The sequence below is a fragment of the Pseudomonas sp. NY15374 genome (genome assembly GCF_048068255.1).
In the GTDB taxonomy this organism is placed as follows: Bacteria; Pseudomonadota; Gammaproteobacteria; order Pseudomonadales; family Pseudomonadaceae; genus Aquipseudomonas; species Aquipseudomonas machongensis.
The window spans coordinates 281,271-296,005 of the sequence record NZ_JBLUPZ010000006.1; the positions used below are offsets into that span (position 1 = coordinate 281,271).

Below are 14,735 nucleotides of genomic sequence, written 5' to 3' on the forward strand. Positions count from 1 at the left end.
AATTCATGCATGTTCAATCAACAGGTTGAGCGGAAAATCCGACAGCACATCGCTCAGCATCAGCTCCCTAGAAGGGCTGACAGCGGTGTGTGCGAAAAGTCCCTTGCAAGTGGCAGGCGACAAGGCAAACGGCAAAATCAGCCGGGTATCGTCCCAGTTCTGTGCCGGGATAAGGGGTATCGGGGCTGCGCCCAGCAAGGCGCTGGCCAGCCGCGGCACGATGACGATGGCACGCTCGCCCTCACCGAGTCGGGCGAAGGCCAGCACCTTGTCAGCGTGGCGACCCTGGGCGTTGAGCGGCAGGTAGGCACCGCGCAGGAACAGCTCGGGATGCGCTCGGCGCAGGTCCAGCACGCGGGCGATCAAGGCCTGCTTGATGCGCCCGTCGCGCCAGTGTTCGAGCAGTTCGGCCTCGGGCAGGCTGGCGTCGAGGCTGGCACGTCTTGCCGGGTAGTCCACTGGGCGGCGGTTGTCCGGGTCGACCAGGCTCAAGTCCCAGTATTCGTTGCCCTGGTACAGGTCGGGCACACCGGGTGTGGTCATGCGCAGCAGGCACTGGACCAGGCCGTTGAGGGCGCCCGGGCAGGCGATGCGGGCCACGGCGTCGGCGAGCGAGTGACGCAGTTGCTGGTTTTCGCTGTCGAGCAGGAGGCCATCGAGGTAGCGGGCGCAGACCTGTTCGTAGCGCTCGTTGGGGGCGGCCCAGCTGCTGCGCAGTTTAGCTTCGCGCAGGGCTTTCTGCTGCCACTGGCGCACACGTTCGGCAAAGTGCTCCAGGCCCTGCGGGTCATCACGGCTCAGCTCCAGCGGCCAACTGGCGAGCAGGGTCTGGAACAGCAGCAACTCGTCGCCGGGGCTCGGTGCCAGGCCGTCTTCGAGGGTTTCACGCAGCGGCTCGGCCAGTTCGCGCCAGTGCTCTACGCGGCTGGCGAGCCACTGGCTGTGTTCACTGAGCACCGCCAGGCGCGCGCGACAGTCTTCGCCGCGCTTGTGGTCGTGGGTGGCAGTGGCCAGCAGGTTATCCGGGAAGTCGCGCAGGCGGCGCTGCGCTTCGTTGTGGAACTGCGCAGGTGTGGTGCTGAACCGCTCGGCCTCGAAGCCCACGTCGTTGCGCGAGAGCAGGCGTGCGCTGCGGTAGAACGCCGTGTCCTCGACCGCCTTGGCGGCGCTGGGTGCGGTCAGTTGCTGGAAGCGTACGCACGCGTGGCGCAGGTGCTTGCGCGCGCGCCCGACAGGCAACTGGCGCCAGGGCTGTCCGCCGAGCCAGCGCTCGAGGTGGTCGAGCAACGGCCAGTCGGCTTCGCTGAGCGACTGCCGGGCGCCTTCCAGGGCGCGCTGGAAGAACGCCTCATCCTGCTCAGGGCGGCCACAGGCATTGATGTAGGTGCGGTACACCGAATAGTGCTCGACCAGCGCCTGCAGGGCACGGCGGATTGCGCCGAGGGTGAGGTCGCGGGTCATCAGGTCGTCGCGGGCGACCTGCAACAGCGCCTGGGCCACCGACTCGCAGTCACCGGCCAGGCTGGCATTGAGCACCAGGCGTCTTGCGATGCGCACTTCCTCGTCGAACGCTGGGCGTTCGCTGACGTTGTGCCAGAGCTCGGTCAACGGCGCTTCGCCGGCCGGGTCGTGTTGCAGCAGCGAGACCTGGTTCATGAACTCGTAGCCGGTGGTGCCGTCGGTGAGCCAATCCTGGTGCAGGTGCTCGTCGGTACCGAGGATCTTTTCCACGTAGATCGGGAAATGTTCGAGTGCCGCTTCTGGCGGACGCAGGGCCAGCAAGTGATCGACACGGCGGCGCAGGTTGCGGCAGTAGCGGCGAGGATCGGCCAGGCCGTCGATATGGTCGATGCGCAGGCCATCGACCAGACCGCGAGCGATCAGCTCGAACAGCTTGGCGTGGGTCGCTTCGAACACCGTGGCCCGTTCCACGCGCAGGCCGCCCAGCTCGTTGATATCGAAAAAGCGCCGCCAGTTGATGTCGTCGGCGGCGGTGCGCCAACTGGCCAGGCGGTAGGTCTGGCGTTCGAGCAGCAGATGCAGGCGCTTGAAACCAGGCTCGCTGCGGCTGTCGAAGGCGGCCAGGGCCTGTTCAAGGTGGGCGCCGGTGCGTACCAGGCGGGCCAGTTCCGCCTGCAACGGCAGGGCCTCGGAAAGTGGGTCGGTGCAGTCGCTCAGGGCACTGAAACGCATGGCCAGCGCCTGCAATGAAGGATCCTCGCTGTGGTTGAGAATCCGTCCGTAATCCAGCGGACAGATCGGGAAACGGTGCTCGTAGTGCTCGATCTGCAGCAACCCTTGCTCCGCGTCGAAGGTCAGCGGAATCTCGCCATTCTGCAGGGCGATACCGTAGTCGTTGCCCAGGAACGGCAGCAGCAACTGGCCGGCCAGCAGCGGGTCGCTGGAGTGCCACTGGATATCGAAGAATTCGGCGTAGGGGCTGCGCCGTCCCCAGGCCAGCAGGCTCTGCCACCAGGGGTTGTCGGCACCGCCCACGGCCATGTGGTTGGACACGGTGTCGAGGATCAGCCCCATGCCATGCTGGCGCAGCGCGGCCACCAGCCGCTGCAGCGCCGCTTCGCCGCCCAGCTCGGGATTGACCTGGGTCGGATCGACCACGTCGTAGCCGTGCCGGGAGCCGGCGCGGGCCTTGAGTATGGGCGACGCGTACAGGTGGCTGATGCCCAACTGGGCGAAGTAGGGCACCAGTGGCACGGCATCGTCGAGGGTGAAGTCGCTGTGAAATTGCAGGCGCTGGGTGGCGGTCAAGGGTTTCATCGGTCGCGCTCCCAGGCTTGTTCGCGCGCCTGCGCCAGCAGTTCCAGGCGGCGTGCGGCATCTTCGTCGTCGAGCAGTTCGGCAACCGGCAGGGCGAAGCGTCGGCGCCAGTTGGGGTGGCCGTCGGTGGTGCCGGGCAGGTTGGGTTGTTCGTCGCTGCCGAGCAGGTCTTCGAGCGGGACCAGCACGAGCGGTGCGCGGGTGTGGCCGACATAACGGATGGCGGTGTCGATCAAGGCGTCGTTATCCTTCAAAGGGCCATAGTTCGCTTCCAGGCTGCGGCGCAGGCCGTGAATCTCCTGTTCGCGCTCATGCCGCCAGTGCAGTTCGGTGGCGGCGTCGATCAGTTGCAGGCGGTGGTTCCAGTCGATGTCCCGTGCTCGCAGCCACCCGGCCAGCGGGGCGAGGTCGTGGGTGCCAGTGGTGGCCAGGGCGGTATCGGGCCAGTCGAGGATCGGCTTGAAGTGGCCGGGCGAGGTCTGCTCGAACGGCAGCACGCGCATGCCCAGCACGCCCTTGTCTGCCATTTGCTCACGCAGCCCGGACGGTACGGTGCCGAGGTCTTCGCCGAGGATCACGGCCTGATGGCGTGCCGACTCGAGTGCCAGCAGGCGCAGCAGGTCTTCGACAGGGTAGTTCAGGTACGCGCCTTCGCTCGGCTTGGCACCGCGCGGGATCAGCCACAGGCGGCGCAGCCCCATCACATGATCGATGCGCAGGCCGCCGGCGTGGGCGAGGTTGGCCCGCAACATCTCGATGAAGGCTCGGTAGCCGTTGCGCTTGAGGCCCTCGGGCGAGAAGGCGCAGATGCCCCAGTCCTGGCCGGAGCGGTTGAGGATGTCGGGCGGCGCGCCGACCTGGAGTTCTGCCAGCAGTTCGTCCTGGCGGCTCCAGGCCTGGCTGCCGGCACCGTCGGCACCCACCGCCAGGTCAGCGATCAAGCCGATGCCCATGCCGTTGCTGCGCGCCGCATCCTGGGCGCGTTGCAGGCTGCGCTCGGTGAGCCATTGGCAGAAGGCATGAAACTCCACCCGCGCCGGATAGGCCGCCGCCATGGCCTGCACTTCCGGCTCTTCGGGGCTGCGCCAGGCGTCTGGCCATGCGCGCCAGTCGGCCCCCAGGCCTTGCTCCACGGCTTCGGCCTGCAGCACTTCGAAATGGCAATGGTGCTCCAGGGCTTGGCCAGCGGACTGGCGAAAGCTGTCGAAGTCCGGGCGCAGGGGATGTTCGCTCTGGCTGAAATCTGCATACAGCGCCTTGAGCAGCTTGTGCCGCACATCGGCCGCGCGCGGCCAGTCGACCAGCGACGTCTGCTCCAGGTCTTCGAGGCTCTGGGTCAGGCCCGCAGCCTCGGCCGCCATGCGCACCTCGCGCTCGCCGAGCAGTACCGAGGGGCTGGCGTAGAGCGTGTTGAGCAACAGGCGGCTGGACGGTGAGTAGGGGCTGAAGTGCTGTTGGTCGTACATCGACAACGCATGGATCGGGCTGATCGCCAGCGCATCGGCGCCTCGTTCTGCCGCACTGCGCGCCAGTTGCTCCAGGGCCAGGCAGTCGCCATAGCCACCGTCGCCGGGGCGGCGCAGGCTGTAGAGTTGCACGGCCAGGCCCCAGCGACGTGGCGGGGATTGCTCGCTTATGTCCTGCAGGCTGTGGCAACGCGGCGGCGCGACGGCGATGGTGACCTGTCGATCGTCGATTTCCAGGCGGTGGTAGCCGATAGGCAGTTCGCCGGGCAGCTGTGCCAGTGGGTCGAGGGTCAGCGCGTGCACGCTGCCGTCTTCCTGGGTGCAACGTACCTGGCTGTTTGGGCTGAACCAGCGTGCCAGGGCCAGCGACTGGCCGAGGTCGGCAGTGAGCAGTGGCGGCAGGTGCTCGCTGTCGTCGAGCTGCTCCAGGGCGGCCAGGCTGCGCGCGACGGCAGCGTCATCCTCGGCCGGATGGCCAAGCCCTTGCAGGACCCGGCGCAGAGCCTCGTCAGAGACCTGCTGGGGACGATCGTTGGCGTCTATCCAGTCGCGGGAAAGGCCCGCGCGGGCGGCGAGACGGTGCAGGGGCATTTCGCTCATGGCGTCTCCAGGCGAGAGGGAAGCAGGCTGACCACGCAGCTGTACGCGGCCAGGGTGGAGTCCGGATGGGCGTTGTCACTGCTGTCGAACAGGCGTGTATCCATGCCTGGCAAAGTAATGGGCTGCGCAGATGCGCCAAGGTTCAAATCGATGCGCAACTCGCAGCCGTCGCCCAGTCGCCAGCGAGCGCTGAGGGCTTTGTCGCCGAGCACTTCGACGCCCAGTGCGCGGCTGCCCACCAGGCGCGGGACGATCTCGCGATGACGGATGTGCAGCAGTTGGTGATAAAGGCCGTGCCAGCCAGCGAGCACGTGTGTGTTGACCGGGCGTGAGGCTTCGAAGGTCTGCAGGGCGTTGGGGTCAGGTATGTGCGCGCGCTTCTCGGGGTCGGCGAAGGCTGCGAAGTGAGCGAACTCGCCGCGCCGACCTTCGCGCACGGCATCGGCCAGTTCATCGTGGAAATCGGTGAAGAACAGGAACGGCTGGCAACTGCCTTCTTCGTCACCCATGAACAGTAGCGGGATCATTGGCGCCAACAGCAGCAGGCCGGTGGCGGCCCGCAACGCCTGGGGCGGACACAGCCGACCGAGACGCTCGCCCAGGGCGCGGTTGCCGATCTGGTCGTGGTTCTGCAAGAACAGTACGAAGGCACTCGGTGGCAGGTGAGCGCTGGGCTCGCCACGGGGTGTGCCATGGCGGTTGGGCTCGCCCTGAAACACGAAGCCTTCGCTCAGGCAGCGGGCCAGTTGTTCGATCGGACGGTGCTTGTAGTCGGCGTAGTAGCCTTCGGTCTCGCCCGTGAGCAGCACGTGCAGGGCGTTGTGGCCGTCATCGTTCCACTGCGCGTCGAAGCCTTGCTCGAGCAGCGCCGCTTGGTTGTGTTCGTTCTCCAGCACCAGCCACACTTCGCGGCCCGGCTCGACAGCGGCGCGTACGCGGCGGGCCAGTTCGACGAGAAAGTCCGGTTGGTCGATGGCGTGCACGGCGTCCAGGCGCAGGCCATCGATGCGGTAGTCGCGCAGCCACATCAGGGCGTTCTGGATGAAGAACTCGCGCACTTCTGCACGGCGAAAGTCGATGGCGGCGCCCCAGGGCGTCTGACGGTCTGCGCGGAAGAACCGGCTGGCGTACTGCGGCAGGTAATTGCCGTCAGGGCCAAAGTGGTTGTAGACCACATCGAGCATCACCATCAGCCCGTGGCCATGGGCCTGGTCGATGAGTGCGCACAATTGCTCCGGGCTGCCGTAGACATTGTGTGGAGCGAAGGGCAGGGCACCGTCGTAGCCCCAGTTACGCTCGCCCGGGAACTGGTTGATCGGCATCAGCTCGATGGCGGTGATGCCCAGTTCCGCCAGGCGTGGCAGGTGCTGGGAAACGCCAACATAGCCGCCGAGCAGGCCCACGTGCAGTTCCTGGATCACCGCCTCGTGCCATGGGCGACCTTGCCAGGGGTGCTGCCAGCCGTAACGCTGGGGATCGACGACTTCACTGGGGCCGTGCACGCCGTCAGGCTGGTAGCGCGACGCCGGGTCGGCCACCTGCAGGTGGCCGTCGATCCTGAAATGGTAGCGATCACCCGCCTGGCAGGGGGCGATGCCGATAAACCAGCCATCCTCTTCGGGCAGCAGCTCGACAGACGGCTGCCGCTCGATTTCCACGCTCACGTTGCGCGCATCCGGCGCCCAGAGGGCGAAGCGCGTCGACGTGGCGTCCAGTTGCTGTGCGCCATGCCTGTGCATCTTCGTAGCCCTCGTTCAGTAGTGGCGGCTGCGTGCCTGGCAGACCAGTTCCTCATAAAGGCGCGCGTAGGGTTCGACCGCCTGGCACCAGTTGAAGGGTTGAGTCATCGACAGGCACCGCATGGCGTTGAGCAGATCTTTCTTGCCGTGTACGTAGAAGGCGCGGTTCAGGGCTTCGCGGTAGCTCTCGGGGCTCGATTCGTTGAACAGGAAACCCGTGACGCCATCTTCGATGGTGTCGGCCAGACCGCCGGTGTTGCGCGCCACCGGCAGTGAGCCGAAACGCTGTGCGTACATCTGGCTCAAGCCGCACGGCTCGTAGCGCGAGGGCATCAGCAGAAAATCGCTGCCGGCGAACATGCGCCGCGCATCGGTTTCATTGAAGCCGATGCGCACGCCGATGCGGCCCGGATGGCGCAGGGCCAGATCGCGCATGGCCTGTTCTTCCTCCGGCTCGCCACGGCCGATGATCGCGATTTGCCCGCCCTGACGGACGATGTCGTCGGCCACGCTCAGCGTCAGGTCCAGGCCTTTCTGATAGACCAGGCGCGAGACCACGGCGAACAGGGGCCCTTCGGACGGCTCCAGGCCGAACAGCTCGCGGACCTGCTCGGCATTGCGTGCCTTGCCTTCCCAGTCGTTGATGCTGAAGTTGTGCACCAGGTGCGAGTCAGTGGCCGAATCCCAGCTCTCGTCGATGCCATTGGGGATGCCGCCCAGCAGGCCTTGCTGGGCCTTGCTTGCAAGAAAACCGTCGAGGCCGCAGCCGAACTCGGGCGTGGTGATCTCCCGGGCGTAGGTGGCACTGACCGTGGTGATGTGGCTCGAGTAGGCAAGCCCGGCCTTGAGGAATGACAGCTTGCCGTAGAATTCCATGCCTTCCTGCTGCATGGCATGGTCGGGAATGGCCAGCTCCGGGCTGCAGCCTCGGCTGTAGACACCCTGGTACGCGAGGTTGTGGATGGTGAACAAGGTCGGCGTATTCAGACCGCGCCAGTGCATGTAGGCAGGTGCCAGACCGGCTGGCCAGTCATGGGCGTGCACCAGATCGGGGCGCCAGTGCGCCATTGCGTCGCCTGCGGCGATCTCTGCGGCGGCCAGGCCCAGGCGGGCGAAACGGATATGGTTGTCGGGCCAGTCACGGCCATTGTTGGCACCGTATGGGGTGCCTTCGCGCTCGTACAACTCGGGGCAGATCAGCACGTAGATGACCAGGCCATCCGGCAGGTCCATGCGCCCGATCTTGCATGGCGGAAGCGCAGCATGGCCACCGATTTCGCCGACGATGTGAATGGGGTTGTCGCTGTCGACCACCTGCGGATAACCCGGAATCAAGACCCGCACATCGTGCAGGTGTGACAGCGCCCTGGGCAGGGCTGCGGAGACATCGCCCAGGCCGCCGGTCTTGACCAGGTCGGCGATTTCGGAGGTGACGAACAGCACCTTGCGCTTGTGCGGATTATTGCGGCGCGTGGTAGCGGGTGCCTTGCCTGCCGTGGCGAAGCCAGGTGCAACAGGCTCGCGATTTTCCAGGTTGAATGATTCTGCGTGAGGCTCGACAGCGGCACTGATCATACTTCTCTCCATCCCTTGTTCATGCGGGTGGTGGCACCCGTTACGTTTATCTCGTATCTGTTCTCGCTTTGGCTTTCAGCATCTTCGTAGTGCATTCCTTGCCCCATGGTCGTGCGCGCAGGCACGGCGCGAGCGGCATTCCGGCCGAACAGGCGCCTGGACAGTGTGGGGTGGGCGGGCTGACGCGTGAGGAAGTCCCTTTGCGTGGCCTACTTACTTCCTGACCTACCCGTGTTTTGGAAAGTTCGACTTGATTGCGTCACTGGTTGCGGAGCAAAACACGGGCCGAATCCGCAGTGTAGGGGACGAAAGGTAGGAAGGATGACCCGCTGGTCACAATTTGCATGACCGTTGATCCGCGCAAACGTTGGCGCACTGGAGCTGCGGCAACGGCGCGTTTGCCGGCTTTGGGGGGGAGCTCGCGATCCAGGTGGCCTGAGACAGACCTTATAGAGAGGCGACTGCCATTGAAGGCATTTTTCGTAATGAGGGGGCGGCAGGGCGCCGCGCACGCAGAGCGCGGCGCGGCGAAAAGGTCAGAGGCCGGCAGCCTTGCTGCCCAGGCGGGCCTGTTCGAGCAACAAGTTCAGCTCGGCTACCTGCTGGCGCAGTTGATCGCGCTCGTCCTTCAGTTGGCGCAATTCGTCGCGTCGCACAGTGACATAGAGGGTCTGGGGGGGAGTGGCAGGCATGTAGGTACCCAAGAGAACACCTCGCAGTTTGGCTGGTGACAATAACAAGCGTAGACGCTTCGTGCGGCGCGCATTCTGAATTCTTTCCCTGTCCTTGGGAACTTTTTTGTTTATGGTGGTCACGCCGTTCGTCGGTGAACCCTCGTGCGGTACGCTGGACTAACCTGAACACCTGAATCGCGTTCGTCATCCATTTTCGCAAGGGGAGCATCGGCACATGCAACTGGGAATCGTCGGGCTGGGCCGCATGGGCGGCAATATCGCAAGACGGCTGATGCGCGCAGGCCACCAGACCGTGGTACACGATCGCAACCGTGATGCCGTCAGCGCTTTGAGCAGCGAGGGCGCCCTGGGCGCCCATGACCTCGGCGCGCTGGTACAGAAACTCAAGGCGCCACGGGCGGTGTGGGTCATGCTGCCGGCGGGCGAGGCTACCGAGCAGACCATCACCCAGCTCGCCGAACTGCTCGAGCCAGGCGATGCGATCATCGATGGCGGCAACACCTTCTACAAGGATGACATGCGCCGCGCCGCCCAGTTGTCAACGCGTGGCCTGCACTATCTGGACGTAGGCACGTCCGGTGGTGTCTGGGGCCTGGAGCGGGGCTACTGCATGATGATCGGCGGCGAAAAGGACGTGTTCGAACGGCTGGAGCCGCTGTTCAAGGCGCTGGCGCCGGGCGTGGGTGACATTGCGCGCACCCAGGGCCGCACGGGTGAGCATGGGCGTGCCGAGCATGGCTACATTCACGCCGGCCCGCCCGGTGCCGGGCACTATGTGAAGATGGTGCACAACGGTATCGAGTACGGCTTGATGCAGGCTTATGCCGAAGGTTTCGACCTGCTGCGCAGCAAGGGCGGCACCGAGTTGCCCGAGGACCAGCGTTTCGACCTGAATGTGGCGGAGATCGCCGAAGTCTGGCGGCGTGGCAGTGTGGTGACCTCCTGGCTGCTCGACCTCACCGCCGATGCGCTGGTCGCCGATCCGCAACTGGCCCAGTTCAGCGGTTCGGTGTCCGACAGTGGTGAAGGGCGCTGGACCATCGATGCGGCAGTCGAGCAGGCGGTACCGGTGCCGGTGTTGTCCAGCGCGTTGTTTGCCCGTTTCCGCTCACGCCAGCAGCAAGGCACCTTCGGCGACAAGGTGTTGTCTGCCATGCGCCTGGGCTTCGGTGGCCATGTCGAGAAGAAGGGTTCATGAGCAAACAGACGATTCCCGCCGCGCCGCCTTGCACGCTGTTCCTGTTCGGCGCCAATGGCGACCTGGTCAAGCGTCTGCTGATGCCGGCGCTGTACAACCTCAGCCGTGACGGTTTGCTGGACCGCAACCTGCGTATTGTCGGAGTCGACCATAACCAGGCCAGCGCCGAGCAGTTCGCCGAGCGCCTGCACGACTTCATGATCGAGCGCGACAAGGGCGGCGAGGGCGCAGGCAAGTGCCTGGACGAAGGGCTGTGGTCGCGCCTGGCCAAGCGTCTGGACTACCAGACCGGCGACTTCCTGGACCCTGCGACCTATTCGGAGATCGGCAAGCGCATCGCCAAGACCCGTCACGGCAACGCCATCTTCTACCTGGCCACTTCGCCGCGTTTCTTTCCCGAGGTGGCCCAGCGCCTGGGCGAGGCGGGCCTGCTCGACGAGTCTGCGGGCGGCTTTCGCCGGGTGGTGGTGGAAAAGCCATTCGGTACCGATCTTGCCAGCGCCGAGGCGCTCAACGCTTGCCTGCTCAAGGTGATGAGCGAGCGGCAGATCTATCGCATCGACCATTACCTGGGCAAGGAAACGGTGCAGAACATTCTGGTCAGCCGCTTCTCCAATGGCCTGTTCGAATCGTTCTGGAACAACCACTACATCGATCACGTGCAGATCACCGCCGCCGAGACCGTCGGGGTCGAGACGCGTGGCGCGTTCTACGACAATACCGGTGCCTTGCGTGACATGGTGCCCAACCATCTGTTCCAGTTGCTGGCGATGGTCGCCATGGAGCCACCGGCGGCCTTCGGCGCTGACGCTGTGAGGGGCGAGAAAGCCAAGGTGATCGGTGCCATCCGCCCATGGTCGCAGAAAATGGCGCTGAAGAACTCGGTGCGGGGGCAGTACGTGGCGGGCAAGCAGGGCCGCAAGCGGCTGGCCGGTTATCGCCAGGAGCCCAATGTCGACGCGCACAGCAGCACCGAAACCTACGTCGCGCTGAAGGTGATGATCGACAACTGGCGCTGGGCGGGCGTGCCGTTCTACCTGCGCACCGGCAAGCGCATGAGCGTGCGCGACACCGAAATCGCCATCTGCTTCAAGCCTGCACCTTACGCGCAGTTTCGCGAGTCGGAGCTGGAGCGGCCCAAGCCCAACTACCTGAAGATTCAGATTCAGCCCAATGAAGGCATGTGGTTCGATCTACAGGCCAAACGCCCCGGGCCTGAACTGGTGATGGAGAACGTCGAGCTGGGTTTTGCCTACAAGGACTTCTTCAAGATGACCCCGGCGACCGGTTACGAAACCTTGATCTACGACTGCCTGACCGGAGACCAGACGTTGTTCCAGCGGGCCGACAATATCGAGAATGGTTGGCGTGCGGTACAGCCTTTCCTCGACGCCTGGGCCAGTGGTGGCGAAGTGCACGAGTACGAGGCGGGGGAGGATGGGCCCGAGGCCGGCAATGAATTGCTGAGCCGGGACAAGCGCGAGTGGCACCGTCTGGGCTGAAAGACGGCTGAGTAGAGGCCAGCCCAATCCCTGTGGGAGCGGGTTTACTCGCGAAAAAGACACCGCGCTGCCTGGCACGGGCTACGCCCGTGTTCGCGGGACAAGCCCGCTCCCACAGGGGATTGGGCTGGTCTTTAGATTTTGGACAAGACAGTTGCTCCCGCAGGGCAGTTGCTCCTGCAGGCGAGTGCGTCAATCAGTGGCGACGGTGCTTCTTGTTCTTGTCGCCCAGGTGGTTGCCGATCGCACCACCGGCCGCGCCGCCAAGGCCTGCGCCGATGGTCGAGCCATTGCTGCCGCCCAGTTTGGCGCCCACCAGCGAGCCGCCGGCCGAACCCAGGCCACCGCCGATGGCCGCTTCGGTGCGGTTGCCCTTGCGTGCGCCAACGGCGCTGCCGGCTGCGCCACCCAGGCCTGCGCCGATGGCGGCGCCCGTGCTGCCGCCGATCTGCTTGCCGACGACGTTGCCCAAGGCGCCACCCAGGCCGCCACCAATGGCTGCGGTACCGTCACCGGCGAACGCTCCCTGGCACAGCAGCAGGCCCAGGGCGAGGGAAGGCAGAGTCAGACGCATGATTTCATGAACCTCGAAGGAATCATCAGGATTGGATGCCGCAGGTGTGCGGCGGACAGGGATTGGAGAGACGCTTCAGCGGTAATAACGGTCACGGTAGCGGCGATCGTCGTCATCGCGATCATCGCGGTGATGATGACGGTGACGATCGCGGTCGCCGTCACGCCAGCCATCGTCATCATGGTGACGATGGCTGTGGCAACCGGCGAGCAGCACGACAGCGGCGATCAGCGAAAAACTGGCAAGGCGTGGCATGGCGATGGAAATCCTTGATCCGCAACGGTTTACGGGACAACTGCTGAGACCGGTGAGGATTCATTTGGTTTCAAAGTGGCACCAAATATTACCGCGCCAGGGATAGGCGGCGTGTCTGCGGGCTGCTGTTCTGTCCCGTTGGGTCATGGTCGCGGGCCTGCACGGCTCCTAGACTGTCAGGCAGGCCGCGATCAAGACGGCCATCTGCCACACGGTGAATCATGATGATCGCCCATACTCCTACGCTGTTCGCTGCGGTCGCGCTGGTGGCGACGATCCTGGCTTTCTGTCTGTTGCTGGTCGGGCAGTTCAATCGAGGCGACAACCTGCTGCTGACCGGCTGTGGACTGTTGGCCCATGCCTTGGCCTATGTCTGTTACACGTTGTTCGGCCATGCGCCTCTGTGGGTGAGCTATGTCTTGGCCAACAGCCTGCTGTCATTGGCGTTGGCGTTCTATTCGGCGAGCCTGTTCCGGGTGCGCGAGCGCCCCGTGCCGTGGCGGCCGATCTTCGCCATTCCGCTGTTGATGCTGCTGGGCTTGATCTCGCTGCTCGAGACGGTGGAGCCGCGCATGCTGCTGGCGGCCCTGGTGCTGATGTTGCAATGCGTGTTGATTCTCTACTGGGCCCGTCAACGGACCCTGCACAAGGGCCGGGCACACCTGCTGCTGGTGATCGGTGCTGCCATCAGCCTGGTGGGGCTGGGCATGCGGGTGGTTGCCGTGCTGGCGGGCACGGCGCAGGAGATGCGCTACGACACCAGCAATCTCAAGCAGACGGTGTCCGTAGCGATCGGCACGGCCACGGTGATGATGTATTCCATTGGCCTGGTGTTGATGGCCAAGGAGCGCAGCGAATCGCGCTTGCAGCACCTTGCCGGACACGATGTGCTGACCGGCACGGGTAACCGGCGCGCCATCCTCGAACGTTTCGAGTTCGAGCTGGAGCAGGCGCGCGCGGCGCAGTACAGCTTGGCTGTGGCGATGATCGATATTGACCATTTCAAGCGTATCAACGATGTGCACGGCCATCTGGCGGGGGACGAGGTTCTTTGCCACTGCGTGCGCCAGTTGCAGCAGCGGCTGCGCGAAGGCGACAGCCTGGGGCGCTACGGCGGCGAGGAATTCCTGCTGTTGTTGCCGCGAACTGAGGGCGAGGGCGCCCTGGCGGCGTTGAACGGTCTGCGCGAAGCCATGGCGAGGAACCCGGCGCGCTTCGCCGGGCTGGAGATCGAGCTGTGCTTCAGCGTCGGGCTCTGGTGCGGTGTGCCGGGGGAGGATGACACCCCGGCACGGCTGATCGCCAAGGCCGACGCCGCCTTGTACCTGGCCAAGGCTGGCGGGCGCAATGCGGTGCGGCTGGCGGCTTGATCCTTCATGCGCCCGGCAGCTTACTGGCTGAACGCGCCGTCGAACGACGTGTCGATGATCGCGCGGGTGTCCAGGGGCTTGGGCAGCGTGCCGGTCTGCACAAGGAAGTCGGCAGTATCCTGGTAGTCCTTCGCCGCCTGCGCATCGACCGGGCCCACGCTCATGTCGGCCTGACCAATCCAGTGACGCGAGACGCTCTGGTCGAGGTTGGCTTTCTTGGCCCAGAGGTCGGCATAGGCTTCCTTGTGCTCACCGACCCAGGCCCGGGCTTTTTGCAGGCGGCCCAGGAAGTCCTCGATGGCGGCGTGCTTGCTGTCGATCGAATCGTTGCGCGCAGCGATGCTGCTCAGGCCAGGCATCAGGCCCTGGGCGGTGACCAGCTTGCGCGCGCCGGAGAACACGATCTGTTGCGAGATGTAGGGTTCCCATACCGGGAAAGCATCGATGCTGCCCTGCGGCAGCGCGGCGGCGGCATCGATTGGCATCAGTTTGACGAACTCGACGTAGTCATGCGGCAGGCCGGCCTTGTCCAGTGCGCGCAAGGTCAACTGCTGGCTCCAGGCGCCTGGCCAATAGGCGACCTTCTTGCCCTTGAGGTCGGCAATGGTCTTGGCGGGGGAGTCCTTGGGTACCAGCAGGGCGATGGTGTCGGGGTTCTGCCGTGAGACGCCGATCAGCTTGACGGGTGCCCCTTTGGCAGCCAGGAACAGAAAGCCCGAGTCGCCGAGAAAACCGATGTCCAGACCACCGGCCTCCAGCCCTTCGGCCACCGGTGCGGCCGACTGGAAGTGCTTGAACTCGACCTTGTAGGGTGCATCCTTGAGTGCCCCGGAGGCTTCCAGCGATGCGCGCACGTTGTAGTAGTTCTGGTCGCCGATGCGCAGGGTGACCTGCTCGGCGGCGATGGCCTGCGTCAGCGGGGTGCCAAGGAACAGGCCGGCGAGGGTGACTCGGATCAGGTGGGACAGTTTCATGGGGTTTCC

11 protein-coding genes are annotated in these 14,735 nt (G+C 65.0%); 3 read left to right on the forward strand and 8 right to left on the reverse strand.

What is annotated here, in order from left to right; all coding sequences use genetic code 11:
- Positions 1–3: 3 nt before the first annotated feature.
- From ACNFHO_RS15235 to ACNFHO_RS15255, 5 genes are all read right to left on the reverse strand, one after another.
- Positions 4–2,778 (reverse strand): malto-oligosyltrehalose synthase, encoded by a 2,775-nt coding sequence (locus ACNFHO_RS15235; protein WP_416766771.1) that lies wholly within the window; start codon positions 2,776–2,778, stop codon positions 4–6.
- Complete coding sequence (malQ, locus tag ACNFHO_RS15240) at positions 2,775–4,844, reverse strand: 4-alpha-glucanotransferase (RefSeq protein ID WP_416766772.1); 2,070 nt, start codon at positions 4,842–4,844, stop codon at positions 2,775–2,777. Before malQ ends, ACNFHO_RS15235 begins: the two co-directional genes overlap by 4 nt.
- Entirely contained in the window at positions 4,841–6,583 is a 1,743-nt protein-coding gene (treZ, locus tag ACNFHO_RS15245; RefSeq protein WP_416766773.1) for a malto-oligosyltrehalose trehalohydrolase, read from the reverse strand. Before treZ ends, malQ begins: the two co-directional genes overlap by 4 nt.
- Before the next feature lie 15 nt (positions 6,584–6,598).
- The gene (gene glgA / locus ACNFHO_RS15250; protein WP_054892354.1) at positions 6,599–8,158 is read right to left on the reverse strand and encodes a glycogen synthase GlgA; all 1,560 of its coding nucleotides are present in this window, start codon (positions 8,156–8,158) and stop codon (positions 6,599–6,601) included.
- A gap of 536 nt (positions 8,159–8,694) precedes the next feature.
- The gene (locus tag ACNFHO_RS15255; protein WP_226938273.1) at positions 8,695–8,862 is read right to left on the reverse strand and encodes a DUF6026 family protein; all 168 of its coding nucleotides are present in this window, start codon (positions 8,860–8,862) and stop codon (positions 8,695–8,697) included.
- A 160-nt stretch (positions 8,863–9,022) separates the two neighbouring features.
- On the opposite strand from ACNFHO_RS15255, the gene gnd reads away from it, so the two are divergent.
- Positions 9,023–10,051, forward strand: a complete 1,029-nt coding sequence (gene gnd / locus ACNFHO_RS15260; RefSeq protein WP_416766800.1) for a phosphogluconate dehydrogenase (NAD(+)-dependent, decarboxylating) — start codon at positions 9,023–9,025, stop codon at positions 10,049–10,051.
- The gene (gene zwf / locus ACNFHO_RS15265; protein ID WP_112897931.1) at positions 10,048–11,553 is read left to right on the forward strand and encodes a glucose-6-phosphate dehydrogenase; all 1,506 of its coding nucleotides are present in this window, start codon (positions 10,048–10,050) and stop codon (positions 11,551–11,553) included. The genes gnd and zwf overlap by 4 nt, the downstream gene beginning before the upstream one ends.
- Before the next feature lie 196 nt (positions 11,554–11,749).
- On the opposite strand, the gene ACNFHO_RS15270 is transcribed toward zwf, so the two are convergent.
- Both ACNFHO_RS15270 and ACNFHO_RS15275 read right to left on the reverse strand, forming a co-directional pair.
- Positions 11,750–12,127, reverse strand: a complete 378-nt coding sequence (locus ACNFHO_RS15270; protein WP_054892351.1) for a glycine zipper domain-containing protein — start codon at positions 12,125–12,127, stop codon at positions 11,750–11,752.
- A gap of 75 nt (positions 12,128–12,202) precedes the next feature.
- A complete protein-coding gene (locus ACNFHO_RS15275; RefSeq protein ID WP_054892350.1) occupies positions 12,203–12,382 on the reverse strand; it encodes a hypothetical protein in 180 nt (59 codons plus the stop codon).
- A gap of 224 nt (positions 12,383–12,606) precedes the next feature.
- Here ACNFHO_RS15275 and ACNFHO_RS15280 point away from each other — a divergent pair, with 224 nt between their 5' ends.
- Entirely contained in the window at positions 12,607–13,752 is a 1,146-nt protein-coding gene (locus tag ACNFHO_RS15280; RefSeq protein WP_416766801.1) for a GGDEF domain-containing protein, read from the forward strand.
- 20 nt (positions 13,753–13,772) lie between these two features.
- Here ACNFHO_RS15280 and ACNFHO_RS15285 read toward each other — a convergent pair whose 3' ends face one another.
- Positions 13,773–14,726, reverse strand: a complete 954-nt coding sequence (locus ACNFHO_RS15285) for an ABC transporter substrate-binding protein (protein WP_416766774.1) — start codon at positions 14,724–14,726, stop codon at positions 13,773–13,775.
- Between the last annotated feature and the right edge of the window lie 9 nt (positions 14,727–14,735).